Source organism: Methanococcus mangrovi (genome assembly GCF_054506835.1).
Map to the genome: position 1 here is coordinate 181,954 of NZ_CP197114.1, position 26,229 is coordinate 208,182.

Annotated in this window: 25 protein-coding genes; 17 read left to right on the forward strand and 8 right to left on the reverse strand. The window is 30.0% G+C overall.

Going from position 1 to position 26,229, the window contains the following annotated elements:
• The first annotated feature begins 178 nt into the window (after positions 1–178).
• From rfbA to ACS5L2_RS01035, 10 genes are all read left to right on the forward strand, one after another.
• A complete protein-coding gene (gene rfbA / locus ACS5L2_RS00990) occupies positions 179–1,054 on the forward strand; it encodes a glucose-1-phosphate thymidylyltransferase RfbA (RefSeq protein ID WP_459201905.1) in 876 nt (291 codons plus the stop codon).
• An 11-nt stretch (positions 1,055–1,065) separates the two neighbouring features.
• Entirely contained in the window at positions 1,066–1,989 is a 924-nt protein-coding gene (gene rfbB, locus ACS5L2_RS00995) for a dTDP-glucose 4,6-dehydratase (protein ID WP_459201906.1), read from the forward strand.
• A gap of 25 nt (positions 1,990–2,014) precedes the next feature.
• Positions 2,015–3,271 (forward strand): hypothetical protein, encoded by a 1,257-nt coding sequence (locus ACS5L2_RS01000; protein ID WP_459201907.1) that lies wholly within the window; start codon positions 2,015–2,017, stop codon positions 3,269–3,271.
• 42 nt (positions 3,272–3,313) lie between these two features.
• Positions 3,314–4,771, forward strand: a complete 1,458-nt coding sequence (locus ACS5L2_RS01005; RefSeq protein WP_459201908.1) for a lipopolysaccharide biosynthesis protein — start codon at positions 3,314–3,316, stop codon at positions 4,769–4,771.
• 102 nt (positions 4,772–4,873) lie between these two features.
• The gene (locus tag ACS5L2_RS01010) at positions 4,874–5,572 is read left to right on the forward strand and encodes a WbqC family protein (protein ID WP_459201909.1); all 699 of its coding nucleotides are present in this window, start codon (positions 4,874–4,876) and stop codon (positions 5,570–5,572) included.
• A gap of 8 nt (positions 5,573–5,580) precedes the next feature.
• Complete coding sequence (locus ACS5L2_RS01015) at positions 5,581–6,531, forward strand: hypothetical protein (RefSeq protein ID WP_459201910.1); 951 nt, start codon at positions 5,581–5,583, stop codon at positions 6,529–6,531.
• 21 nt (positions 6,532–6,552) lie between these two features.
• On the forward strand, positions 6,553–7,824 hold the full coding sequence (locus ACS5L2_RS01020; protein ID WP_459201911.1) for an ATP-grasp domain-containing protein: 1,272 nt from the start codon (positions 6,553–6,555) through the stop codon (positions 7,822–7,824).
• Between the two features lie 14 nt (positions 7,825–7,838).
• A complete protein-coding gene (locus tag ACS5L2_RS01025) occupies positions 7,839–8,789 on the forward strand; it encodes an NAD-dependent epimerase/dehydratase family protein (protein ID WP_459201912.1) in 951 nt (316 codons plus the stop codon).
• Positions 8,790–8,808: 19 nt separating this feature from the next.
• Positions 8,809–9,516: a CatB-related O-acetyltransferase gene (locus ACS5L2_RS01030; protein ID WP_459201913.1), complete on the forward strand. Its 708-nt coding sequence runs from the start codon at positions 8,809–8,811 to the stop codon at positions 9,514–9,516.
• Complete coding sequence (locus tag ACS5L2_RS01035) at positions 9,513–10,601, forward strand: DegT/DnrJ/EryC1/StrS family aminotransferase (RefSeq protein WP_459201914.1); 1,089 nt, start codon at positions 9,513–9,515, stop codon at positions 10,599–10,601. The genes ACS5L2_RS01030 and ACS5L2_RS01035 overlap by 4 nt, the downstream gene beginning before the upstream one ends.
• Before the next feature lie 35 nt (positions 10,602–10,636).
• Here the strand turns inward: ACS5L2_RS01035 and ACS5L2_RS01040 are convergent, their stop codons facing one another.
• From ACS5L2_RS01040 to ACS5L2_RS01060, 5 genes are read right to left on the reverse strand one after another with little or no spacing between them, the layout of a single operon-like run.
• Positions 10,637–12,787 (reverse strand): DUF2206 domain-containing protein, encoded by a 2,151-nt coding sequence (locus ACS5L2_RS01040; RefSeq protein ID WP_459201915.1) that lies wholly within the window; start codon positions 12,785–12,787, stop codon positions 10,637–10,639.
• Positions 12,788–12,792: 5 nt separating this feature from the next.
• Entirely contained in the window at positions 12,793–13,905 is a 1,113-nt protein-coding gene (locus tag ACS5L2_RS01045; protein ID WP_459201916.1) for a glycosyltransferase family 4 protein, read from the reverse strand.
• Between the two features lie 5 nt (positions 13,906–13,910).
• Positions 13,911–15,017 carry a glycosyltransferase family 4 protein gene (locus ACS5L2_RS01050; RefSeq protein ID WP_459201917.1) on the reverse strand — a complete coding sequence of 369 codons (1,107 nt, stop codon included), beginning with the start codon at positions 15,015–15,017 and terminating at the stop codon, positions 13,911–13,913.
• On the reverse strand, positions 15,014–16,057 hold the full coding sequence (locus ACS5L2_RS01055; protein WP_459201918.1) for a DUF354 domain-containing protein: 1,044 nt from the start codon (positions 16,055–16,057) through the stop codon (positions 15,014–15,016). Before ACS5L2_RS01055 ends, ACS5L2_RS01050 begins: the two co-directional genes overlap by 4 nt.
• A 10-nt stretch (positions 16,058–16,067) precedes the next feature.
• The gene (locus ACS5L2_RS01060; RefSeq protein ID WP_459201919.1) at positions 16,068–16,757 is read right to left on the reverse strand and encodes a glycosyltransferase family 2 protein; all 690 of its coding nucleotides are present in this window, start codon (positions 16,755–16,757) and stop codon (positions 16,068–16,070) included.
• 126 nt (positions 16,758–16,883) lie between these two features.
• On the opposite strand from ACS5L2_RS01060, the gene ACS5L2_RS01065 reads away from it, so the two are divergent.
• A complete protein-coding gene (locus ACS5L2_RS01065) occupies positions 16,884–17,501 on the forward strand; it encodes a trimeric intracellular cation channel family protein (protein ID WP_459201920.1) in 618 nt (205 codons plus the stop codon).
• Positions 17,502–17,595: 94 nt separating this feature from the next.
• Here ACS5L2_RS01065 and ACS5L2_RS01070 read toward each other — a convergent pair whose 3' ends face one another.
• Entirely contained in the window at positions 17,596–18,429 is an 834-nt protein-coding gene (locus tag ACS5L2_RS01070) for a F420-dependent methylenetetrahydromethanopterin dehydrogenase (protein ID WP_459201921.1), read from the reverse strand.
• Between the two features lie 202 nt (positions 18,430–18,631).
• Between ACS5L2_RS01070 and ACS5L2_RS01075 the strand changes: the two genes are divergently transcribed.
• A complete protein-coding gene (locus ACS5L2_RS01075; protein WP_459201922.1) occupies positions 18,632–18,880 on the forward strand; it encodes a hypothetical protein in 249 nt (82 codons plus the stop codon).
• A 29-nt stretch (positions 18,881–18,909) separates the two neighbouring features.
• On the opposite strand, the gene ACS5L2_RS01080 is transcribed toward ACS5L2_RS01075, so the two are convergent.
• Positions 18,910–19,440, reverse strand: a complete 531-nt coding sequence (locus tag ACS5L2_RS01080) for a type II toxin-antitoxin system VapC family toxin (protein WP_459201923.1) — start codon at positions 19,438–19,440, stop codon at positions 18,910–18,912.
• 84 nt (positions 19,441–19,524) lie between these two features.
• On the opposite strand from ACS5L2_RS01080, the gene ACS5L2_RS01085 reads away from it, so the two are divergent.
• From ACS5L2_RS01085 to ACS5L2_RS01105, 5 genes are all read left to right on the forward strand, one after another.
• The gene (locus ACS5L2_RS01085) at positions 19,525–20,898 is read left to right on the forward strand and encodes a radical SAM protein (RefSeq protein ID WP_459201924.1); all 1,374 of its coding nucleotides are present in this window, start codon (positions 19,525–19,527) and stop codon (positions 20,896–20,898) included.
• Positions 20,899–21,338: 440 nt separating this feature from the next.
• Positions 21,339–22,277 (forward strand): DNA adenine methylase, encoded by a 939-nt coding sequence (locus ACS5L2_RS01090; protein ID WP_459201925.1) that lies wholly within the window; start codon positions 21,339–21,341, stop codon positions 22,275–22,277.
• A 10-nt stretch (positions 22,278–22,287) separates the two neighbouring features.
• Positions 22,288–23,172, forward strand: a complete 885-nt coding sequence (locus tag ACS5L2_RS01095) for a type II restriction endonuclease (RefSeq protein WP_459201926.1) — start codon at positions 22,288–22,290, stop codon at positions 23,170–23,172.
• A 411-nt stretch (positions 23,173–23,583) separates the two neighbouring features.
• Positions 23,584–23,826 carry a hypothetical protein gene (locus ACS5L2_RS01100; protein ID WP_459201927.1) on the forward strand — a complete coding sequence of 81 codons (243 nt, stop codon included), beginning with the start codon at positions 23,584–23,586 and terminating at the stop codon, positions 23,824–23,826.
• A gap of 189 nt (positions 23,827–24,015) precedes the next feature.
• A complete protein-coding gene (locus tag ACS5L2_RS01105) occupies positions 24,016–24,798 on the forward strand; it encodes a hypothetical protein (protein WP_459201928.1) in 783 nt (260 codons plus the stop codon).
• A gap of 242 nt (positions 24,799–25,040) precedes the next feature.
• On the opposite strand, the gene ACS5L2_RS01110 is transcribed toward ACS5L2_RS01105, so the two are convergent.
• Positions 25,041–26,225, reverse strand: coding sequence for an RNA ligase (locus ACS5L2_RS01110; RefSeq protein WP_459201929.1), 1,185 nt, complete (start codon positions 26,223–26,225; stop codon positions 25,041–25,043).
• Between the last annotated feature and the right edge of the window lie 4 nt (positions 26,226–26,229).

Here is a 26,229-nt window from a genome sequence, read left to right on the forward strand (position 1 = left end):
TAAAAAATCTGGTGAAATATTGCCGTTTATTTTTAAAAATTTAGAAATTCCAGAAGTAATTTTAGTTGAGCCAAGAGTTTTCCCAGATGATTTTGGTTTTATGTAAAAGATTTAAAAAATTTATAATTGAGAAAATCTATTGGAAAGAATTGAACATAAGTAATAGGAGTGGTGAACGATGAAAGGAATTATTTTAGCCGGTGGAAGTGGAACGAGGCTTTATCCAATGACTTATGCAGGAAATAAACATTTAATGCCATTATTTAATAAACCAATGATTTATTATCCACTTTCTGTGTTAATGCTCAGTAAAATTAAAGACGTTTTAATAATTTCAACTCCTGAGGCGCTGCCAGCATACGAAAAATTGTTTGGGAATGGAAAACAGTTGGGAATGAATATCGCTTATGCAAAGCAGGAAGAACCAAAGGGACTAGCAGAGGCATTTATTATCGGGGAAGAGTTTATTGGTTCAGATAGTGTATGTTTAATTTTGGGGGACAATATCATCTATGGTGGTGGTATAACTGGAATTTTAGAAAAATCCTCTGAATATGTCGAACAGAATGGCGGGGCAATTGTTTTTGGCCAGTATGTAAATGATCCTGAAAGATATGGTGTTTTAGAGTTTGATGATACTAAAAAAGTTATCCGAATTATAGAAAAACCAAAAAATCCTCCTTCAAATTATGCAGTAATCGGGCTTTACTATTATGATAATAACGTTATAAATATTTCAAAGTCAATTAAGCCATCGGATAGGGGGGAACTTGAAATAACTGATGTTAATAATGTTTATTTGGAAAAAAATGAGTTAAATGTTAGAATTTTTTCAAGAGGGGTTGCATGGTTTGACGCAGGAACTCACGAAAGCTTTTTAGACGCAAGTAATTATATTCACGTAATAGAAAAAAGAATGAATCTTATGATTGGTTGTATTGAAGAAGTAGCTTATAGAAATAAGTGGATTTCTAAAAAACAACTTTTAAGACTAGCAGAACCATTATTAAAAACAGAGTATGGTAAATATCTCGAAAGAATATCTAATGAATAACGGGTGTTTTAATGAAAATTTTAGTTACAGGCGGTGCAGGATTTATTGGTTGTAATTTTGTTCGATACATGGTTCAAAATTACGATCACGAAATAACAGTTTTGGATAATTTAACTTATGCAGGTAATCTTGAAAATTTAGCTGAAGTTTCAGAAAAAATGGAATTTATCAAAGGAGACATCTGTTCTGAAGAAGATGTTTCAAGAGCAATGAACGACATTGACGCCATAATTCATTTTGCAGCAGAAAGTCACGTTGACAATTCGATAAAAAATCCTGAAAATTTTGTAAAAACAAATATTTTTGGAACATATAATTTGTTAGAATGTGCAAGAAAATTCGGAATTGATAAGTTTTTGCACGTTTCAACAGATGAAGTATATGGTTCAACTGAAAACGGATTTTTTAAAGAAGAAGACAGGTTAGACCCGTCATCTCCATATTCTGCAACAAAGGCCGGAAGTGATTTACTCGTAAATGCCTATCACAGGACATATGGCTTAAATACATTTATAACGCACTGCGGAAACAATTTTGGCCCTTACCAATATCCTGAAAAATTAATTCCAGTACTGATTAAAAAAGCACTTAAAAACGAAAAATTGCCAATATATGGTGACGGTTTAAATGTACGTGACTGGATATATGTGGAAGATCACTGCACTGGGATAGATACAGTATTTAATAAAGGAAATTATGGTGAAGTTTACAATATTGGTTCAGGATATGAAAAAACGAATCTTGAAATTGTAAAATTTATTTTAAACGAGTTAGATAAACCCGAAAGTTTAATCGAGTTTGTAAAAGATAGGCCTGGACACGATAGGCGATATGCACTTGATTCTACAAAAATGAGAAATCTTGGTTGGGCTCCAAAATGGGGGTTTGAAAAAGCACTAAAATACACGGTAAACTGGTATTTAGATAGATTTTGATTATTAATTTAGTTGGTAGGTCCCTATGAAAAAATATATTATACTCACGAGAACAATTTACAATATCGGTGGAGCTGAAATATACTTACGAAATAAAAAGAAATTTTTGGAAGAAAAAGGATATACTGTGGAGATATGCAGTTATTTTGACAGGGGAACTTTGTATATTCGGGAATTTGGAGAATATCAAAAAAATATAATAAAAGAACTAAGGCTGTCACCATTTGTAATAAATAAAAACCGTAGGAATAATATAATTTCAAAAATAACTACAGATATTGGTGAATGTGACGAAGTTATTATCGAATCATTAAATCCAAATGTTGCAATGTGGGGGGAATTAATTGCACAAAAAATAAATTCAAAGCATATAATTTATTTGGTTGACGAGTATTTTAGAAAATTATCTCCATCGCAAACATTGTTTTTTCAATTTAAACATAAAAGGCGTGAATTAGCAGGGATACATAAGAAATCATTGGAATTATTATTTGGTACGAGTATTGCTGAGGAAGAACAGTATGTTTTAAATGCAGCTTGTGGTAATGTGGTTGATGAATTCGAAAATGAACTTATTGATGGTATTGACAAATATGAAATAAATATTGGCTGTATTTCAAGATTGGATAAAGAATATATTCCTTATGTATTTGATGAACTAGTAAAATTTGCTAAACAATATTCTAACAAAAATATACAGTTTATAGTTGTTGGGGATACGGTAAATAAAAATAATGAATATATTAAAGAAGATCTTAAGAAAAAAGTTGCTGGAATTAATAATCTTAATGTAATCATGACCGGATATTTATATCCGATACCTAAAAGATTATTTAAAATAATAGATGTTGCAATAGGCAGCGCAGGATGTGCAAGGATAACTGCAAGCGAAAATGTGTTGACTATTGCTTTAGACGTTTCCAGGTGTAAACCTGTGGGAATATTGGGATACAATACTGAAAATACCATATACTGTCAAGAAAACTACAAAAAAGATCTTTCTGAAATTTTGGAAGATATCGTAATAAGTAATATAATTAAAAAAGAAGATCTGGGACTTCCAGAAAAATTCAAGCTCAGTAATTTCATGGATAAATATGAAGAACATTTTAAGTTTGTATTTTCATCTGAATGTAAAATGGATTTTTTTGTTTTTGAAAATTATCGTCTTGGAAACTTAGAGCAAATACAGAAACTGATAGTTACAGTATTTGGAATTAACGGGTATGACCAGATATTATCTGTATATCTAAAAAATTTGAAGAAATTTTTTAAAATTTAATTTTAATAATTGTGTATTAACTTATAAACCAATGTTGAAAGAATGGAAAAAGCTGCGTTAAAGAAAAAAACTATATCTGGATTAATTTGGAGTTTTTCCGATTTGGCTGCAAATCAGGGAATACAATTTGTAATTCAAATTTTTTTAGCGAGAATGCTACTCCCAGGTGATTTTGGAATAATAGGAATGATTACGGTTTTTATTGCAGTTTCACAATCGATAGTTGACAGCGGGTTTAGCAATGCACTAATTCGGGAAAAAAATTCTACTCAAGAAGATTATTCAACAGTGTTTTATTTTAATTTAGCAATGTCTTTAGGTTTATATATTTTGTTGTATTTTTTAGCGGTTCCAATAAGTAGCTTTTTTGGTGAACCAAAAATAATCCCAATACTCAGGGTTCTTTCATCAGTTATTATAATAAATTCATTTGGGCTGATACAAAGAACTATTCTTATTAAAAAAATCAACTTCAAAGTTCAAACAAAAATAAGCATTATTTCATCTATTTTATCGGGTATTGCAGCAATAATTTCAGCATATTCGGGACTTGGTATTTGGAGTTTAGTTATTGCGATGTTAACACTAAATTTTATCCAGTCACTACTGTTATGTTTAACAAATCGCTGGATTCCCTCATTAACATTCAATAAAGATTCTTTTAAAAGGTTATTTGGTTTTGGTTCGAGATTGTTAGTTTCAGGACTCATTGATACCCTGTATAAAAATATATACTATGTAATTATAGGGAGATTTTTTTCTGCATCGGAATTAGGTTATTATACAAACGCCCAAAAATTTAGGGATGGAGTATCTCAATCAATAACCATCGCTATTCAAAAAGTAAGTTACCCTGTTTTAAGTAGCATTTCTGATGATGAAAAAGTTCTTAAAAATACATATCAAAAAATAATAAAAAGCACGGTTTTTGTAACATTTCCGTTAATGATTGGTCTTTTAGTAATTGCTGATTCATTAATACCGCTACTTTTTGGGGAAAAATGGGTTCCTTCAGTACCTTATTTTCAAGTATTATGTATCTCGGGAATGTTTTATCCATTACATGCAATTAACCTTAACATGCTTCAGGTAAAAGGTAGGTCAGATTTATTTTTACGTTTAGAAATAATTAAGAAGATAATAGGAATAATCTCTATATTTTTAGTGTTATTTTTTAAACTTGGAATTATGGGATTACTTTGGGCCTTAGTGGTTGTTTCACTTATTTCTTATTTTATAAATTCTTATTATTCTGGAAAACTAATAAATTATTCTACAACAATGCAGATTATAGATATATTTCCAGTATTTATTATTGTGGTGATTAGTGGAATATTAGTACGATTTATTGGGGTAATTCCGTGTAATAATTTAACAACAATGATAATTCAATGCGTCATTGGAATAGGCTTTTATACTGGTTTTTGTAAAATTTTAAAAATCGAAGAAATAAATTATTTTATAGACGTAATATGTTCTTTATTAAAATTAAGTAAATAATGGACCGTAAATTAAGTAAACATAATGGTTTATTATTGAAGTGTTCTTATACAGTAATGAGGACATAATTGTGAACATATATAAAATTTAAGATGGGATAGTTTGAAGATAGGGATCATGCAACCATATTTTTTTCCATATATTGGCTATTGGCAATTAATAAATGCAGTGGACAAATATTTGATTTATGATGACGTTAACTTTATTAAAGGTGGTTGGGTAAACCGTAATAAAATTTTAATAAATGGTGAAAGTAGGTGGATAAATCTACAAATGGCTGGTGCAAGCCCAAACAAACTTATAAACGAAATAGAGTTATCCTCAGATGGTAAATTTAATAAAAAATTGTTAAAGACGATTGAACTTAATTATAAAAAATCACCATATTTTTCTGCAGTTTTTCCAGTGGTAAAAAATATTATATGTAATAATGAAAGAAATTTGGCGAAATATTTGGAATATAACATACTAAAACTTTGCGAATATTTAGAAATAGATACTGAAATAATTGTTTCATCAGATATTGTTAAAAATAATGAATTAAAAGGTCAAAAAAAAGTCATAGAGATATGCAAACTACTTAATGCAGATAGTTATTATAATGCAATAGGTGGTAAGGAGTTATACTCTAAGGATGACTTCTTGAATCAAAAAATTGAACTTAAATTTCTAAAAACGCGTGATTTTGAGTATAATCAGTTTAAGAATAAGTTCATATCTAATTTATCGATTATTGATGTTATGATGTTTAATTCCGTTGATGAGGTAAAATTCATGTTGGAACAATATGATATTTATTAGGTGGTCTTATGGTGGAAATTGGCGGTTATTTTGGGTTGGAACAATTCACAGGTACTGAATATCATGATAATGTTGTTGCATTAAATACGGGTAGAAATGCTCTTTTATATTTAATTAAAGCTAAAAAAATTCAAAAAATATATATTCCCTATTTTTTATGCGAATGTATTCCTGAAACTTTGAAATGTGCAGGAATATCATATGATTTTTACAATATAGATAAAAATTTTAATCCAATTTTTGAAAAAAATTTGGAAAATGGGGAGTATTTATATATTGTTAATTATTATGGTCAACTAAATAACAATATTTTTAAAGATTATAAATGGCGGTACAAAAATATTATCGTAGACAATGCTCAAGCATTTTTTAAAAAGCCTATTGTGGGTATCGATATGATATACACCTGTAGGAAATTTTTTGGAGTGCCCGATGGAGCTTATTTATCAACAAAATCACGACTTAAAGATTTATTACCGCAGGATATATCAAATAATCGAATGAAACATATTTTGGGACGTTATGAAGAAACAGCTTCCGAATATTATTGTGAATTCCAAAAAAATGAAGAATCGTTTAATTTGGAACCAATTAAGTCAATGTCAAAGTTAACACATAATATCCTTAAAGCTATTGATTACAATAATGTTATTAAAATTAGGGATAATAATTACAAATATCTTGAAAGTAAATTAAATAAATTTAATAAACTAAAGTTAAAAACGCAGGAGGGTGCTTTTGCATATCCCTTGTATATAAGCAATGGCTCTAAAATTAAACAAGTATTAATTAAAAATGGAGTATATATTCCAACAATTTGGCCAAATGTTTTAAAAAACATGCCATACGGAAGTATTGAATATGATTATGCTTCAAATATATTGCCATTGCCCTGTGATCAGAGGTATGGCACAAATGAAATGGATTATATCATAGAATTACTTTTGGATAACCTTTAATAGAATGTAAAAAGGGATAAAATGGATTTAACAGGAAAAAAACTTTTAATTTTAGGTGGTACTGCCTTGTCCTGTGAAATTATAAAACAGGCAAAAAAGCAAGGAGTCTTTACAATAGTAACGGATTATTTGGAAGATTCCCCCGGTAAAAAAATTGCAGATAAAAATTTTATGGTTAGCACAACGGATATTGATGCCGTAGTGAAATTAATACATGAAGAACAGATAAATGGGGTATTAACGGGATTTATTGATTCCATGTTACCTTATTATCAGAAAATTTGCGAGAAATCAAATTTACCATGTTATATTAATGAAGATCAGGTGGAGATAACTACGAACAAGGAATTATTTAAAAAATACTGTCGTAACTTTGAAATTCCTGTAGTTGAGGAATATAATATTGAATATCCTTTTAAAATTCAAGATATTGCTAATATTGAATATCCTGTATTGGTAAAGCCTGTGGACAATAGTGGTGCAAGAGGTATTTATATATGTAAAGATTCGGAAGAATTAATAAAAAATTATGAAAAAGCATTATCTTTTTCTAAGCGTAAGAATGTTCTTATAGAAAAGTATGTTGAATCAAAAGAGGCCACTATATTTTATTTAGTACAAAATGGAAAAATAGTTCTTAGTTCTATGGGTGACAGATACGTAAAACACAATGGAAATAATATTATACCATTGCCAGTTGCATATATTTTTCCATCGAAAAATTTAGCAAATTATCAAAAAAATTTAAATTCGAAAGTAGTTGAAATGTTTAAAGCAATGGGGATACATAACGGCATGATATTTATTCAAACTTTTGTTGATACTGAAAATTGTATATTTTATGAGATGGGTTACCGATTAACAGGATCTTTAGAATATAAAATTATTTCAAGTTTAAATAATGTTAATCCCTTAGAAATGATGATAAATTATTCATTAACTGGGAGTATGCATGAAAAAGATATGGTATCACTATTATATCCAAATTATAGGGATTATGGTTTCAATATGACTTTTTTGTCGAAACCTGGAATCATTGGGAAAATAAACGGAATTTCTGAAGTAATTTCTTTAAAAGGAGTACTTGATGTTGTTTCCACATACTGGGAAGGGGATAGGGTACCTGAATCAGCAGTTGGTACATTACAGCAAGTTGTGTTGAGGGTATTTGGAACAGCCAAAAATGAAAATGAACTTAAAGATTTGATGAACCAAATTTGTAGTTTGGTAAAAATATATTCTGAAGATGGTGAGAATATGCTTCTTGAAGTTTTTGATATAAACGAGTTATGATTGTGGGTGAAATATTGAAATCGAATGATAATTTTGATTTAACTAATGAAAAAGTAGTTTTAATTACTGGAGCCGGTGGATTTTTGGGATCAGAGTTAATTGCACAATTATCAACTAAAACAAATTATAAACTCATGGCTTTAACGTCTGAAAAAGAAAAATTATTGAATCGTTTTCCATATTTGGATTTAAAGATTTATGAAAATAATGAATTTGAGTTTGGACAAATACCGTGGAATAATGTTGATGTTATTATACATTGTGCTTTCGCCCGAGGTTATAAGTCTAATCAAGAAATAGCTTCAAGTTTAAAATTCACAAATTGTCTATTTAATAATGCGTCGGTAAATGGTGTTAGCGGTATTATCAATATTTCTTCACAAGGTGTTTATGGACAAGAATTCCCCCCATTATGGAAAGAAGACGTTATGGTAAGTCCAGATTCGATATATGCTTTTGCAAAGTATTCAAGTGAATTGTTACTCGAAAATATAGCTTTAACTGGGGGAAATAAAACAAGATGTACTAATATAAGACTTTCGAGTTTAACTGGGGGAAATGTGGGATTAAAACCGGAATTAATATCTAAATTTGTTAACAATGTATTAAATTCAGAACTAATTCGGATTGTTGGGGGTAAACAAGTTGTTTCCTATTTGGATGTTCGTGATGCAGCAGATGCTATTATATCACTACTTTCAACAGATTGGAGTATTTGGAAGCAAGTTTATAATTTGGGTTCTAACCAACAGTATAATATTGTTGAAATTGGGGAACTGGTTGCTGAAATTGGAAAAAAATATACTGGAAAGTATACCCCTATAAATGTTGACAAGAAAGATGTTTTTTTAAACGTGGGTATGGATTCAGGTTTATTTTATAATGATACGGGGTGGATGCCAAAATATGATTTAGAAAGTACAATTAATTCGTTATTTGAATATTTAATGCGCGAAAGTATTTAAATGAGATTGGGTGACAAGAATGGTAAATATGGATTTAAACAATTCAATTTCTGAACATGTTAAATTATATCGGGATGTAGACATAAATTGTAGTAAATTAGACGAATATGTATCTATTGGTGATTTAACAGTTATTACTGGGAGCCATATAAAAAGCAATTCTATGATTAATCGTAGAAATTATATTTTAAGGTCTATAATAGATTCATATACATATACTGGAATAGGGACGATTATACTTTCATCTGAGATTGGAAGGTTTTGTTCAATAGGGTGGAATGTATCTATTGGGGGTGCAGATCACGATTATAAAAAAGTCACCACATCACCGTTATGGCGATTTCAACTAATGGATAATGGAAAGTTAGAAAATGGTATTGAATATAGCAAATCACCTTGTAAAATTGAAAATGATGTTTGGATTGGATCAAATGCGGTTATTTTGAGGGATGTTCATGTTGGAAATGGGGCGGTTATTGGGGCAGGCTCTGTTGTAACTCATGATGTGGAGCCCTATTCAATCGTTGCAGGTGTTCCCGCAAAGCCCCTTAAAAATAGATTTAAAGAATCGACTATATCTAAACTTCAAAAAATTCAATGGTGGAACTGGCCAAAAGAGGTTATTCGATCAAATTTGGATATAATATATTCACAAAATGTTACTGATGATGTAATATATAGATTAAATGAAATATCTAATAACATAAAGAGTTATGATAAATTATGAAACAAATTCAAGTAACAAAATCTTCAATGCCTCCAATTGAAGAATACATTGAAGAAATTAAAGATTTGTGGGATAGTCACTGGCTTACAAATGCCGGGGTAAAACATAAATCTTTGGAAGAAGAACTAAAAAAATATTTATCTACTCCAAATGTCGCACTTTTTACAAATGGCCATCTTGCTTTGGAAAATGCAATTCAAGCGTTTAATCTTAAAGGGGAGGTTATTACAACTCCTTTTACATTTGCTTCAACTACTCATGCAATTGTTAGAAACGGGTTAAAACCTGTTTTTTGTGATATCAATTCAGAAGATTATACGCTGGATTCTTCAAAAATTGAGGATTTAATAACAGATAAAACGTCTGCTATTATTCCCGTGCATGTTTATGGTAATACCTGTAATTTTAAAGAAATTGAAAAAATAGCAAAAAAATATGATTTAAAAGTTATATATGATGCAGCGCATGCTTTTGGTATAACTTTTGATGGTATAAATGTAGCTAATTTAGGGGATGCCTCAATGTTCAGTTTTCACGCTACAAAAGTTTTTAATACTATCGAAGGCGGAGCATTATGTTTTAAAGATGTTGAGTTAAAAGAAAAATTAGATTCATTAAAAAATTTTGGAATTACGGGCTCAGAATCTGTTAGCTACGTTGGCGGAAATGCAAAAATGAACGAGTTTCAAGCTGCAATGGGTATTTGTAATCTTCGGCATGTTAATGCAGAAATCGCTAAAAGAAAGCAAGTTTTTGAGCGATATGTGGAAAATCTTGAAGGAATCGATGGGATAAAATTAAATATTCCCAAAAAAGGAGTTAAAAGTAATTACTCATATTTCCCAGTTCTTTTTGATGACTACAAATTTAATAGGGATGAAATATTTGAATTATTAAAAAGAAATGGAATCAATGCAAGAAAATATTTTTACCCATTAACCAATAGTTTTGAATGTTATCGGGGGGAATTTAATGTTGAAAAAACGCCTGTAGCAGAATACGTTGCAGAAAGAGTTTTAACGTTACCACTCTATGCAGATTTAACTTTAAATGATGTAGATAAAATTTGTGAAATTATAAAATAATGTTGAATCTTATTAATTAATATAATCATTTGAAATCAATTATTCAATAATATATCACTTTTACCATTACTATATATTTTATTTAACTCTGCTATTTTTGAATAATACGTGGATTCATTGAAGTTATAACTATAATACAAATCATATTTGGTTCCGTGCGCAATATTCTCATGATTGGCAAATAATATCCAAATGTACTCATTCTTTTTAGAATATGTCATATTTTCATAAAATGTTAACACTTTCATATCCGAAGATGCATAATTTTTAAATGTACTCGCAGTACCCGTATATCCCACGGTGGTTCTTATCGTGTTAAGCGTATGGTATTTTGCGATCCAAGTTGACGAGTAAACATCATATTCAAAAACGGTATTCGCATAAATTTTAGCTTTTTCATCAAAAGTAAGTGCATCGAAATCGTTACACAAACTTTCCGAAATGGGGCCTTCATTGGTGAATTCTCTAACAACGCCCAAATTTAGCAATATCATAATTGAGAAAAATAATCCAAACAAGGTTTTAATTTTAGAATAGCTAATGGTTATTGGCAACTTGTTCGATAACGTAACTAAGATATTAAAAAAATAAAAGCTGCCAAGTATTACAAAAGGCATTGCTGTTAACATTGAAAGTCCGTAAAGTCTTCCTGGAGACATTACTGAAAATTTGGGTATCAAAACTGAAAAAATCATTAAAATATAAAAATATGCTGAAAAAAGAAGATATTTCACTGGAAATTTTCGGCATTTGGGTAATGAACTTTTAATTAGGCCTATAAGTATAAAGAATGGGATTGATAAATTTAAATATTTGGACAATAATGATATCCCGGTTTTATGAGATGTAATGAGCACAGAACCTCTTGTGGAGGTAGAACCAAATTCTGACGATAGATTTTCTAAAATACTTTTAGAAATAGATTTTAAAATGTAGAGCAATGATCCGTTTGAAATATTTGTATACCATAAGAGGAAGAATATTACATAAATTATTAATAATTTTGTAAATTCTCTTTTTTTTATATTAAAAACTTCAAATGCTGATAGGAACAATAATAGCCCTAAAACAAGAAATGCAGTTCCGTAATGGGACCAAATTATTCCAAAAAAAGATATTATATACAACAAGTACTTTTTATATTCCGGAATATCTTTTTGGAAAGTAGTAATTAAAAATAACAATAAAAAAAGTTCTGCAAAAAATTGTTTTGAAATGGTATATGAATTTAAAAAGACCAACGAACCAGTAAATAATGTTAGAAATGATGCTAAAAATGATTCTTTTGGAGGCAAATATTGTTTCGAGAGCAAATAAATTCCCAGGGGCAATATCGAAAGCCATATTGGGAATATAATTTTATATACTGATAATAATGAAATATTGCATAAGTAATAGGGGATACATGGTAGAATATTATTACTCAATGTTGAATAATATGTTCCAAATGTTGCACTATTATATATTCCGTTGTCTAATGTTTCTTTTGCAAGCGTGTATTCTCCATCGTGACTAATTGTAAATGTATTGGTCAGGGAGAAGGTTAATATTAGCGATATAGAAAGTAAGTATATTAAAATTGGATACTTCCCCCATTTTCCTTTTATTTGTAATGATCTCATTAATATAATTATTAATAACAAAATGGCTAAGGTCGATATTGAATTATATAAATAATATTTTTTTAAATACATCCCCAAAAGGAAGATGATGGGAATTATGGATATTAACACGACATCTAAATTCGTTAGTTTTTTTAAATCTAAATAAACATCTGAATATCTAATATTATAATTTTGGAAACATGAAGCAATTGTTATTAAAAAATTAAAAATTGCAATTGTTGATAATAGGCTGTATTCTGAAATAGGTTTTTCACCAAAAATGTTTAAAGGATTTGAATTGACGAAAAAACCCAGGAACATACTTGTAAAAATACTAAGTATTAAAGCGTATAAAAAACTCTCAGAACTATCTAATTTATTCAACTTTAAAAGTCTTAAAATTATATATCCCGGAACAAATGAAATATAAATAAATCCAACAAATGCTCTTAAAATCGGGGTTTCAACACCCAATTTATTAAGTCCAAAAAGCCCAAGTAATGAAAGTTGAATCCCGAGAATTACTATCAAAAATTTTTTATATTCCCAGTTTTGTAATTTAAAAGGATTTAATATTTTCATTATATTCACTTCATATTATAAACTTCTTCATAAACTTTTATGTGTTCTTCAGCACATTTTTTCCAGCTGAATAATTTAGCTCTTTCAAGGCCTTTTTTAGACATTTCTTTTCTTAAGTATTCATTAGTTAGTACTTCATACATTTTATTTGCAAGTTCGTCAACATCATAGGGGTTAACCATTATGCCCGCATCACCCACAACTTCGGGTAACGAAGAAGTGTTTGAAGTAATTACTGGAGTTCCACACTGCATGGCTTCTAAAGGTGGAATTCCAAAACCTTCATAAAGTGAAGGATAAACAAATAAATCTGCTGCATTATATAGGCCAGGTAAATCTTCATCCGGAACATATCCCGTAAATATTACATCGTTTTGTAAATTCAATTTTTCAATAGTTTCAAATATTTCTTTATATTTATAACGTTTTACGCCTGCCAATACTAATTTGTGGGTTACCCCTAACTTTTTAAGTATATTATAAGCTTCAATCAATCTAATGATATTTTTATGGGCTGCAAGCCCACCTACGTAAAGAATAAATGAATAATTAATAGCATATTTTTTTTTAATATCTGATATTTCAATTTCATTTAATTTAGCAAAAGTTTTATCTGCTGCATTATATATTACTTTAATCTTATTCGGAGGAATTTTGAAATGATTTATTAAATCATTTTTAGTGTTTTCAGAAACTGCTATTATTTTATCTGCAGATTTCAATGATCTTAATAGCATAATTTTTTGTGAAAGATATATACTTTTTTTAGTTTCTTCAAAAAATATTGTTTGTATTATATCGTGGGTTGTCATGATATATTTTTGTTTAAACTTTGTAAATGTTGGCAATTGATATGGATTATGTATAATATCTAAATCTTGCAATGATTTCGAAAATGGTAGTGTTTGTGCCCACAAAAAATTTTTATTAAATTTATTAAATGGATTATCTATAATTATTTCCTGTATATCTTCGAAAAAGCAGGTTTCAGTATAATTTATGGTGCATAGATTCATTGACTGGGAATAAAACGTCATGCATTTTAAAATATTATAGACATAATTTCCCACACCTGTTTTTGGTGGATTTAGTGTATTCGCAATTACTCCTATGTTCAAGTTCATCACTTCATATTATAAACTTCTTCATAAACTTTTATGTGTTCTTCAGCACATTTTTTCCAGCTGAATAATTTAGCTCTTTCAAGGCCTTTTTTAGACATTTCTTTTCTTAAGTATTCATTAGTTAGTACTTCATACATTTTATTTGCAAGTTCGTCAACATCATAGGGGTTAACCATTATGCCCGCATCACCCACAACTTCGGGTAACGAAGAAGTGTTTGAAGTAATTACTGGAGTTCCACACTGCATGGCTTCTAAAGGTGGAATTCCAAAACCTTCATAAAGTGAAGGATAAACAAATAAATCTGCTGCATTATATAGGCCAGGTAAATCTTCATCCGGAACATATCCCGTAAATATTACATCGTTTTGTAAATTCAATTTTTCAATAGTTTCAAATATTTCTTTATATTTATAACGTTTTACGCCTGCCAATACTAATTTGTGGGTTACCCCTAACTTTTTAAGTATATTATAAGCTTCAATCAATCTAATGATATTTTTATGGGCTGCAAGCCCACCTACGTAAAGAATAAATGAATAATTAATAGCATATTTTTTTTTAATATCTGATATTTCAATTTCATTTAATTTAGCAAAAGTTTTATCTGCTGCATTATATATTACTTTAATCTTATTCGGAGGAATTTTGAAATGATTTATTAAATCATTTTTAGTGTTTTCAGAAACTGCTATTATTTTATCTGCAGATTCTAAGGTTTTTGGCAATAATAATCTGTAGGCCACTTTTTTGTATGTTTCATAATTTTTTGAGTTTAATTTTATTCCAAAAATGTCATGTACAGTAATAACATATTTTGAATGTTTTAATTTGAAGAGGGTGGGAAAATGTCGTGGATTATGTATAATATCAAAATCAGTTTTATATTTCAGAGAATATGTTACATAAGGGTACCATAATGTTGCGAATATTATTTTGAATGGATTGGATATGATATATTCATTAAATTTTTCAAGAGGTAATTTTTCGTAACCTATACAATATATGTTAGATTTAACGTCAAAATTTGACAATAAATTGGATAAATAATGTTCCACGCCAGTTTTAGGTCGATTTAACGATTCTGCAATTATTCCTATTTTCAATATTCCACCGAATATGTTTCATAATTTTCAACCACATTACAAATGAATTTTGTAACATCAATTTTTTCATCAAGTATTTTTTTTCGTACATCCATAGACTGTTTTTTTAGGCTGTTATTTTCAAGCATATCTAACATATGTTTTAAGGTTAATTCAGTGTTGGATAGATTAATGAGTCCATATTTAGTTTCTAATTCTCTTATATATCCTGCATATAACGTATTGCTATATATCGCTTGAGTTCCCAATACGGTACTTTCAGAAGCAAGAGTTACCCCTTCTCCAAAATATATTTTTGAGTAACTTATAATATCATGTAATTTTTCAGGCGGTAATGACATACAATATTTATCCATATCTTTTTTTAGTTTTGATTCTGAAGATATGATTACAGTACCATAGTTTTCGAATTCTTTTAAGTATTTTAAAAAATTAAAAACACTTTTTTTACCAACATCATGAAAAGCATTCCAAGAAACTAATCGCAGTAATATAATATCGTTTTTTGGTAAATTTAGGTCATCCAATATCACATTATCCGGTTTAAAATAGTTGGGATGCAAATAAGCTAATTCATGAAACCCTTCATATTTTGTATGTTTTTTACCTAAGTTTAGTAAATAACTTGAGGGTGTGAAAATTCTGGTTGCGAATGGAAATGATAATTTATGTTGTAATTTTGCCTGATCATTAGTATCAAATATAAATGAGGGTCGATTTATCATTTTAGATACGTGAGCCACGTAGAGGTCGCCACAGCCCCCAACTAACAATTCGGGTTTAAAATTTAAAGCTGTTTTTAATAAATTAAATTCAATTGATGGAACATTAAATGCCTTTTTAGTTAAATTGCCAGAATTTAGGCCTATAACTTTATAGGGTATATTATAAAGATTACAAAATTTTTCAGCTAATTTTAACGTAACTTCTTTATCAACAATTGTTAAAAGTACATCGTTTCCGTGATCTTTTAATATTCGCATTGCGTTTTTAAATAAATGAAACTTTGCAGGATGATCCACATTAAATAAAACTTTCATAATTCACCAATTAATTCCTTAACCATGCTTTTAACATTACTGGAAATGCAATAAATGGATATTTCATAACTTTTAACCTTGAAACACCGTGCATCCTTTTTTCAAAGACTATTGGAACTTCACAATATTTTAAACCTTTTTTTCCAGCCCTAATTATTAATTCTTGATGAATTCCCCATCTTTTGGCTTGTAAATCGAGTTTTGATGCTGCAAGTTTACTCATTGCAACAAGTCCGCTCTGTGAATCTGTTGTTGGAAGTCTTGACATTACTCTTGTGACTGTTGTAGATATGTTATTACATAAAATTCTTGTTTTGTAATTTACATTTGCATTATCCTGATATTTTCCAATAAATCTGGACCCTACAACTAAATCTGCCGCATTTTCTAAAATCGGGCTGCATGCTGGAAGTATATCTTCTTTCCGGTACTGCCCGTCAGCATCATAAATAATAGAAATATCGTAATCTGAATTAACAAAATATTCGTAACCTTTACGCATTGCATTTCCTTTGCCTTGATTTTCGGTAAAGGTAATTACTTCTGCGCCTGCGTCTTTAGCGTATTTTGTGGTGTTGTCGCTACTTCCATCATCAATTACTAATATGCCTGAAACTGTGTCTTTGATGTTTTCGATAACGTGTTTTATGGATTTTTCTTCATTATATGCCGGAATTATTGCTAAAATCCTGTTATTCATAATAGTGCCCCCAAATATTATCGTTAGGTTTTTTAAGAAGGAGTGTTTATGGAAAAATTATGTATTAAAGATATATAATGGTTATGTTTTGAACAATAATAAAATATTAATCAATATGGAAGAAACATGATAACAGAAAACATATTTTTTATAATGAATATAATCGGTCTTTTAGCGTTTGCAGTAGTTGGTGCATTAAAAGGAATTAAAAAAGGATTAGATTTACTTGGAATAATAGTTCTTGGGATAATGACTGCACTTGGTGGCGGAATTACGAGAGATTTACTTGTAAATACAATTCCTTATGCATTAAGGTCGCTAACTGATATGGGGGTTGCATTAATTGGAGTATGGTGTGCAATAGTAATTTTTAAAGTTTTTAAAGAAGATGTAAGCAACAAATATATTATACAGATTCCCGATGCAGTGGGCCTTTCTGCGTTTACGACAACCGGTGCAATGATTGCATATAATTATGAAGTATCATTTTTTGGAATAATTATACTTGCAACGTTAACTGGAGTTGGTGGTGGGATAATAAGTGACATACTCTTACAAAAAACTCCTTCTGCATTAACTGAAGACTTTTACGCAAGCTGTTCAATAATTGGTGCAATTGCATTTTACATGGCAATTTTATCAAACTTAAGTTTAGAAGCAAGTGCTGTTATTTGCAGTATCGTCGTTTTAATGATTAGAATTGTTGCAATGCTCTGTAAATGGAGCCTTCCTAAAATTTTATAATGAACAAAAATAACAACTAAAAAATATCTAAATTTTTTTAAAAATCAAAAAAAGAGAAATGGTTTGGTAAATATTTATTTAAGTAGATGCAAAGTTATTCTGGTTTTACCATTAATTTACATTTGTTTAAGATTTTTCCGTCGCCTGCGTGAGGTTTTCTTGAAACAGCGTCTGTTGCTTTTTCTAACTCTCTTGCTTCGTCAACTAATTTTGCAGCGTATCTTATTGTTTCGTGTGCAGATGCAACAATTGGTATATATTTTTCCATTTCTTTGGTCATGAAGCATCCTTTAACGTCAATATCTGCTACTTTTTCAGCCATTACAAATGCAGCCATAGCTTTTGCTTTTGCGTATGGGTTTGCAAAGTCCATTGCTTCAACTGCTTTTTGTTCGGTGATTACGATTTTTGGTAATGGTATTTCTTTTCCTTCTTCAACTGCAAATACCATTTCATCAATAGCGTTTTGTACAACTCTTAAAGCACCTGTTCCAGCTAAAACTCTGATTACATCAGCGTTGAACATTGCCATTTCAACAGGGTCTAAGAACTGTCTTCTTGCACCGATCATAGGGTCGCATTTGATTAAAACGTATCCGAGTCCTTCTTCTGCCATAGCGTCTTTGTCTTTGATACCTGGTGCGTCACCAATGATAACTGCAGGGATTCCGCCAGCGCTTAAGATTTCTCTAGCTTTTTTTGGACCTGGTGCAGCAGGGTTTGGACCAATGTATACGATGAAGTCTGGTTTTACTTCTTCAACCATTTTTTTAGCAACTTCTTCTACCTGGTCAGGGTTCATTTTAGCTCCGCTACCTAAAACTCTAACGTCAATGTCGTTTCTGTCTGCTCTTTCGTCTAAACAAAGATCAATTACAGGGGACATTCCTATGTTTCCACATTTTAAAATACCTATTTTTACAACCATTATATCACCGAAAGATATTATTTCCTTTCCGTATTACCTTTGAAATCAAGGGCATATATTAATTGCTATTCGAAATCTTTATTACCCATATTAATAAGTGTAATTATAAAATATAGTGGTAAAAAATAAAGGTATAAATAATGCCAGACACAGATATAACTCCGTAAAAGAGATTTAATTTATTTAAACGGAGGGGAATTTTATGGACGACTTTGAAAAAATAATCAATTCGTTAAGTGATAAAGAAATAATACTTCGTGTGGACATAAAACAGAATATAAAAGTTATTAACTTTAAAATTGGTTCAATGGATGTAAATGGCGAACTTGGAATCAGTTTCAGAACCATAAATCCCGAAAAAAAAGCAGAAGAAATTCCTGAAAATATTATAGAAGTTGCTGAAGAAGTGAGTGAAGCTGCAGAAAAAGTCGAAGAAAAATTGAAACTTTAATTTAATTTTAAATTGAAAAAGTAAATTAATTAAAATAATTTTTTTGGCTTTTTCTTTTTATCATAAAAATTTTTACCTTTTTTAAGTCTATTTTTTACCATTTTTCGATAAAGCGGGCTTCCGCAGACTTCACATTCATCATCTTGATAATTTATCGGATACATCTTTTTACAGCCTTTACAGATTTTTTTCCAGACAAAATCTTCCTTTGAACCAGCTGAAACGATATTTTCGTAATTAATTTTTAATTTTTTTGAAACGTTTTGAATGCCGTAGTCATCAGTGTACAAAATTCCGCCAAGGTCAATTGCAAGTGCGAGTATCTCGATATCGTTGTTTGAAATAGTGTCTCCAGTATCTATCGAAGTTTTGACTACCTTTTCAATCGTTTCAGGTTTTGGATCGAGTATTTTTAATTTTCCGTATTCGATTGCCAATTTTACAATATCTTCTTTTGAAACGACTTCTGAAACGATTCCGTTTGTAGTGTAGTGCTCTCCTTCTTCAATTGACGGGTTGTATCCGTGTATGAATGCTGAAGCATCGAGTATTTTTATCATAAAATCACTTTTTAACTAATCAAATATAGTTATATTATATGGATACTTACTACTTTTACATATTTAAAAATCTCCGGTGTAAATGTGACGAGAAATGCAAATAAAAATAATATGGGGAATGAGAATTGTTGGATTTTTGATTTGAATCAATTTAAGATGATTACCGATTCAATATTGGACGAAAATACGCTTGTTCTTGAAATAAACCAAAATTATGAAGTAAGTGTTTTGATGGATTATGATGTATCCCTTGAAAACGGAATTTTAATTTTCAAAGATTTTGTAAATGATAATTCTAAATCTGCACAGGTACTTACAGGTTCATTAAAAACAGGAATATTGAATAAAATGTCTCAGAGCATTTCAGAAGGACTTTTAAATAAAACTACAAACCGGAGAACTTACTATATCACGGAACCAACGCCTTTAATCGGACACACTGCATTTGGACTGATTGACAGGGGAACAAACGTAATTCAGGTAAGGGGACTTAGTGGATGTAATATAAACTGCCCTTTTTGTTCTGTTGATGAAGGAATTCACTCAAAATCCCGAAAAAACGATTACTACGTTGATAAGGATTATCTAATTTCAGAATACGAAAAAATTGCAGATTTTAAGGGATATAAAAAGCTCGAAGCACACCTCGATGGGCAGGGGGAGCCTTCATTATACTACCCCCTTCCAGATTTAGTTCAAAATTTAAACGAAATAAATTCGAAAAACAAAGGAATAGTTTCAATCCAGTCAAACGGGGTTCATTTGACAGAAAAACTGATCGATGATTTAGAAGTTGCAGGACTTCACAGAATTAATCTATCAATTAATGCAATCGATGAAAAGTTTTCAAAAGGGCTTTCGGGAAGTAAAAATTACGATATCGAAAAAATTATGGAAATTGCAAAGTACATAAAAAATTCAAAAATTCACCTGTTGATTGCACCACTTCTACTTCCAAATTACAATGACGAGGAATTTAAAAAAGTACTCGACTTTGCAGTTGAATTGGAACAAAAAACTCCACAAACTACGATAAACCCGATAACAAACAAGAAAAATCCAATTGTCGGCCCGCAGTTGTGTTTAACTTACCAATTTGGAAGAAAAATTTCAAAAATGAAAGTCTGGGATTTTCCAAAGTTCTACAATCTTTTGGATGTTTATCATAAAGAATATCTTAAAAACGGAATAAATGTGGATTTAGAGGTTCCATTGCACGGATTTTTCGGAAGCCACAGTAGGAACAGATTGCCCTGTCCATTTAAATTAAATGAAACGATTTCAGTAACCATTTTAATGGATGGCAGGGTCAAGGGAGAAGTTATCGGTGCTTCAAAAAATCGGGTAATTCAAATAATCGACTGTAAACAAGATGTTAATAAATTGATTGGAAAACGGGTAAATGTAAAAGTTCTTCGTGTAAAAGACAACGTGATTGTTGGTTCACTGGTAAAATAGTTTCATGGAATTTCAAGGAATGGAAAAATAAAGCAACTCTCAGAAACCCTGTATTCATCATTTCTTTAATTTGCAACTAATATAACAAATTAAAGTCAGCAGGGATGACAATCATCATCGAGCGCTTTTGGTGTAAAATTTACAATAACTACGTAATTATTCATTTCATTTAATATATTAAACAGTATGTGTTGACCAATGTAAAATTGGTTTCGCGTATTAATCATATTACATAATCGCGCTGCCTTTAATTATCAGTATAAGCTTTTTTGTTTGTAATAACTTTCAAATATTGAAATTAATTTTAAATGGATATACAAAAAAATGGCAAACCATATATCCATCTTGATAATATACTAAAGTTAGATCGAATACTGCAAAAAGTAATTATGTCTGTTTTTTAAAATATAATTTAAATTTATCGTAAACGAGGATATTAAATGTCAAAATTAAATGCAAAACCGTTTTTAAAATGGGCTGGAGGTAAGGCCGGGTTATTGGGCCAGTTTAAAAGTCATTACCCGAAAAAACTTCTTAAAAACGGGATAACAAAATATGTTGAACCTTTTTTAGGCGGCGGTGCAGTTTTTTTTGAACTTCAAAAACACTATGATTTTGAAGAAGTGCTTTTAAACGATATAAATATCGAATTAATTGCAGCATATAAAGCAGTTCAAACCGATGTAAATCTTTTGATGTCTATTTTAAGTGAGATGAAAGAAAGTTATTTAAAATTAAACGATGAAATGCGGTCTGAATATTATTATAACGTTAGAAATGACTTTAATGTGGAAAATGTCAAGGTTAAAAATAATCATTATGATATTTTAAAAAAAATTGATTCTGGAAAATGTTTTGAGCACGTGGCAAAACTGATATTTCTAAATAAAACCTGTTTTAACGGGCTTTACCGGCTAAATAAAAAAGGAGAATTTAATGTTCCATTTGGAAAGTATAAAAATCCAGCAATATACGATGAAAATTTAATCAGCGTTAGTGAAGCTTTACAGGATGTAACACTAACGTGCGGGGAATACTACGATATTGAAAAATATGTCGAATTAGACATTGATACCTTTGTTTACATGGACCCGCCATACCGGCCACTTCCAAACACTTCAAGTTTTACATCGTATTCAAAATCCGATTTTAACGAGGATAATCAGATTGAACTTTCACAATGGTTTAGAAAAATTGATAAAACCGGTGCTTTATTGATGCTTAGCAATTCCGATCCAAAAAACGCTGATCCAGATGACAGTTTTTTTGAAGATCATTTTAATGATTTTAAAATTGAAAAAGTATATGCTGCTCGTGCAATAAACTCAAAAAGTGACGCAAGGGGCAAAATCTCTGAATTAGTTATTAAAAACTACTAAAGGGAGTGTTATGGATTATATTAAACCAACTATCGACGAATTTATAAGCGAATTAAAGCCCACTATAAAATCTCATGATTATTTTGTTGACTGGGAAAAAGTAAAAAGCAATGTATTTGATTTTAAAATTAATCTTGGAATAATGAGTGCTCTTTTGGGTGAAACCGATTTTGAGAATAAATTTAAGGAATTGATTAAAAAGTACCCTGAATGTGCTTCTGTATTGCCGCTTCTCGTTGCAGTTCGGTTTAATGGCAGTGATCTGAATATTATTGATGATTTAGAACAGATTACAACTTACAATTTTAACAAAATTAAAACTGTTGATAATGATTTAGCAGATAAATATTACCGATTTGCTAAAGAAACAGGTATTGAAAAGTTATTTGTAGATAAAGAAGTTACAAATCTCATGGATTATGTTTTTGGCGTTGAAGTTGGTCTGGATACCAATGCAAGAAAAAACAGAACCGGAAAATCAATGGAAGATAAACTGGAAAATGTTTTAAAAGCAATTTCAGAAGAAAATCAAGAGATTGAGTATATCACACAAGCAACTGCTTCGCAAATAAAAAAAGCTTTTGGAATAGATATAAACGTGGATAAAAACAATAGAAAATTTGATTTTGCAGTTAAAAACGGTAATGGGCATTTAACCATAGTGGAAGTTAATTTTTATGAAGGCGGAGGTTCAAAACTTAAAGCCACTGCCGGAGAATACAAAACAATAGAAGATTTAATTAATTCTCAAAATCATACTTTTGTGTGGATTACCGACGGATTTGGGTGGAAAACTGCTAAAAACCCGTTAGAAGAAACTATTAATCACAATAACTACGTTTTAAATTTAAAGATGGTTTCAGACGGACTTTTGGAAAGAATCATATTAAAATAACGGGATTAGTTCTTCAATTTTTTTAATTTTTTACGTTTTATATGGATTTGAAAGATAGCCACGATTTTGTTAAAGTTAAACGAATATTTTATTAATCAATTATTAATCGTTTAATTAAATTTTTTGATTTAACTTGATGTGCAAATCTAATAATTAAAACATATATATGGCATACATAATAGAATTTTTGGGGAGTAAAATTATCCGCAAAACGTCACTGAACTACATAATTAATTATAGTTTTTAATTAAAAAGTGCGTATTACGGACCGAACCTTATCTGTGGTACTTATGCTCCCAATAACCAATGATAATACAATATTGAATATTTAGATATGTGGAGGTCATAACTGAACTAATGTGGCTTAATTTATAAATTATGATTATATTTTATCAATGCAAAAGGAATAATATGGATCAGGAACTGATGGAAGCAATTAATAAATGGGTTAACTTGAGTGGGGATATAAATCTAAAAAATCCTCCTCATTTTGTTATGGAAATTCTTAAACGGCGTAAAGAATCAGTTAAAAACCTTGAAGTAAAATTAGACTTATTAGTATCTCTTGGAAAATTCGAAAAACTCAGTTCGGGAGTTTATATTCCCTGTAGTTGTGAAAAAAAGCAGGCTGGTTTTTTCGGGTTATTAAAATGATTTTTTCTTTTTTCTTTTCTTTTTTCAGAGTTAATTTTGGTATGTATACCCATTATGGCTTTTTTCATGATTTTCGTGTTGAATTACTCTTAAAAATAACCGTTGTTAAGTTTATTTTTACCTTTTTTTCCGATAAATATATAATACAAAAAAACAGTGTTAAAATATCGTTTTATCGGGGATATTAACATGAAAAGAATTTTACCAGTTATTGTTTTATTTCTAATTATCGGGAGCGTTTATGCTGCAGAACAAAAAATTGTCGACGCAAAAATTGTAATTCGAGAACATACAAATAAATCAGACAATACATTTTATGATGCATATAATAATTCATTTACCGCGGTGGTCCCAGATTATAAGGGTTCAAAGTATTATTACGGGGTTATCAGCTATACAATGGCGGATGGTTCTACAAAAACCCAATTTTTATCATTAACTGATAATAGGGGTACAACTGACCCTGCACCAACAGTTTTACTAAAAGTAAATGATAATAACATTTTTAATAAAAGTGGAAATACTGTAAATGTTCCAGAACTTCCTTATTATTCTGAAAATTTGCTCGGTTCTTCAATAACACTTGGTTTAAACGATAATGCAAATGATAATAATTACAATGATGGGGAGTATATCTGGGAGTTTTCTGAGGATGGTTCAGAAGTAAATATGAGCCGTAATGTAAATTCTGCACACAGTTATTTTAACAACGTATCTTTAACAATGTTTGACCCGGATTCAGGAGTTAACCAGTCTGTGGAGTTTCCTTATTTAGGTTCAAGAGTTGGTTCAACAGATACATTAAATTTTAATATTACAAATGGTACGTACTCGTTAAATGGTGGTTCATGGGTAGATGCGCCAGTTCTAAAATATAAGTCCTCAAAACCTATAAAAGCACCGATTTCACCGATTTCGGTAATCATATCTGTAATTTTAATTGTTGGAATACTCTTTAAAAGAAATTATTAATTTTATAAAATTTTTTTATTATCTAAATTTTTTGAAATTATTCTGACTTTAAAACTATTTTAAAAAAGCGGTATTTTTTTTATCGGGGGGCATATAACATTCAGGTTCCCCAACCACAATTAAAATATGCCCCACACGACCACAAGTATTCACATGGAGTGCCCGCATAGGACACAAGGTTAATATCGTATCGATGTATATAACCTTTTCTGATAACCAAAACGGAGTATATCTACTTTAAATTACCATAAATTACCATCAAGGTGGCTTTTAATCCTATCCGTAGTAGAATTATAAATTCTGCAGATTCTAACTTTAATTACGCCTTTTTTGATATATTCCCTGCTTTCAACGGCAAAATTGATGTGCATGGTTTTAAGATAGTTTATAAATTCATCAAAATCTTCTTCAAACTCAAAATAAAGTTCAAAACATTCTTTTGCAAGGGAGTCTTTCGAAATTTCTTTTATAGTTTCAACCATTGGGAGTAAAATCGATTTTCCAAGGTCATGTGCACGTTTTTCCATTTCTTCTTCGCTTTCACATTTTTCAAATGATTGATATCCTTCTCTTACGATTCTGCTAAACATGAAATCAATTCCGAGGTCGTAAACGTATGTAAATGCGATTGAAAGGTCTCCGCACTGCGTATTGTGGGTGGTGTACTTTATCGGGTTTTTTATCATTTCGGGGTCCTTTAAAACGACACCTTCCCGGTGATTTTTATTTAAATCATCCAATATGTCCCATAATTTTTCTATATCCGTACTGTCAATGATTTTTATCGGTTTTACGTATGGAATGTTGTATTCATCTAAAACTTTTTCCTTTTCAGATATTGAAAGAGCAGAATTTGTTTCTTTATTTCGTATATCAAAAATGTAAAAACCGAGGTTTTCGTAAGTCTTATCAGCTTCAGGGTAGTAGTGATTTACATATGGGTTATTTAAACCGACCATCTCTCCACAAAGCATTAATTCTGGAAAATCGTCCAAAAATTTGGTATTTATATATTTTTTCACTTTTTTAGTCGTGAACGGGCAGATTTTCCCCCCACGGGTAATTGCGATAATTTCGCCATAAAATTTTACTATTCTAATGTTGTATCCATCTAATTTTTCTTCTACTGCAATTTTGCCATCAAAATATTTATTAACAGTCGATTCAAGAACCATAGCACGCCTTATTTTTGGATAGCCCATAATAAAATCGAGATTTTCATTTAAAAAAAGAATAGTTCCTCGCTCAATATGTTTCAGCTTTTTTTTAAAACAGAGATATTTTTTTCCATTATATTCATATTTTGTAATTAATTTTCGTTTAAATCCGTTTTGTAGAGTATCTTCATCAATATCTAATTTTTTAGACACCTTTACTATAAATTCTTTAAAATTTGAAATATCCTCTGAAAAATACGTCGGGTTCATGAAA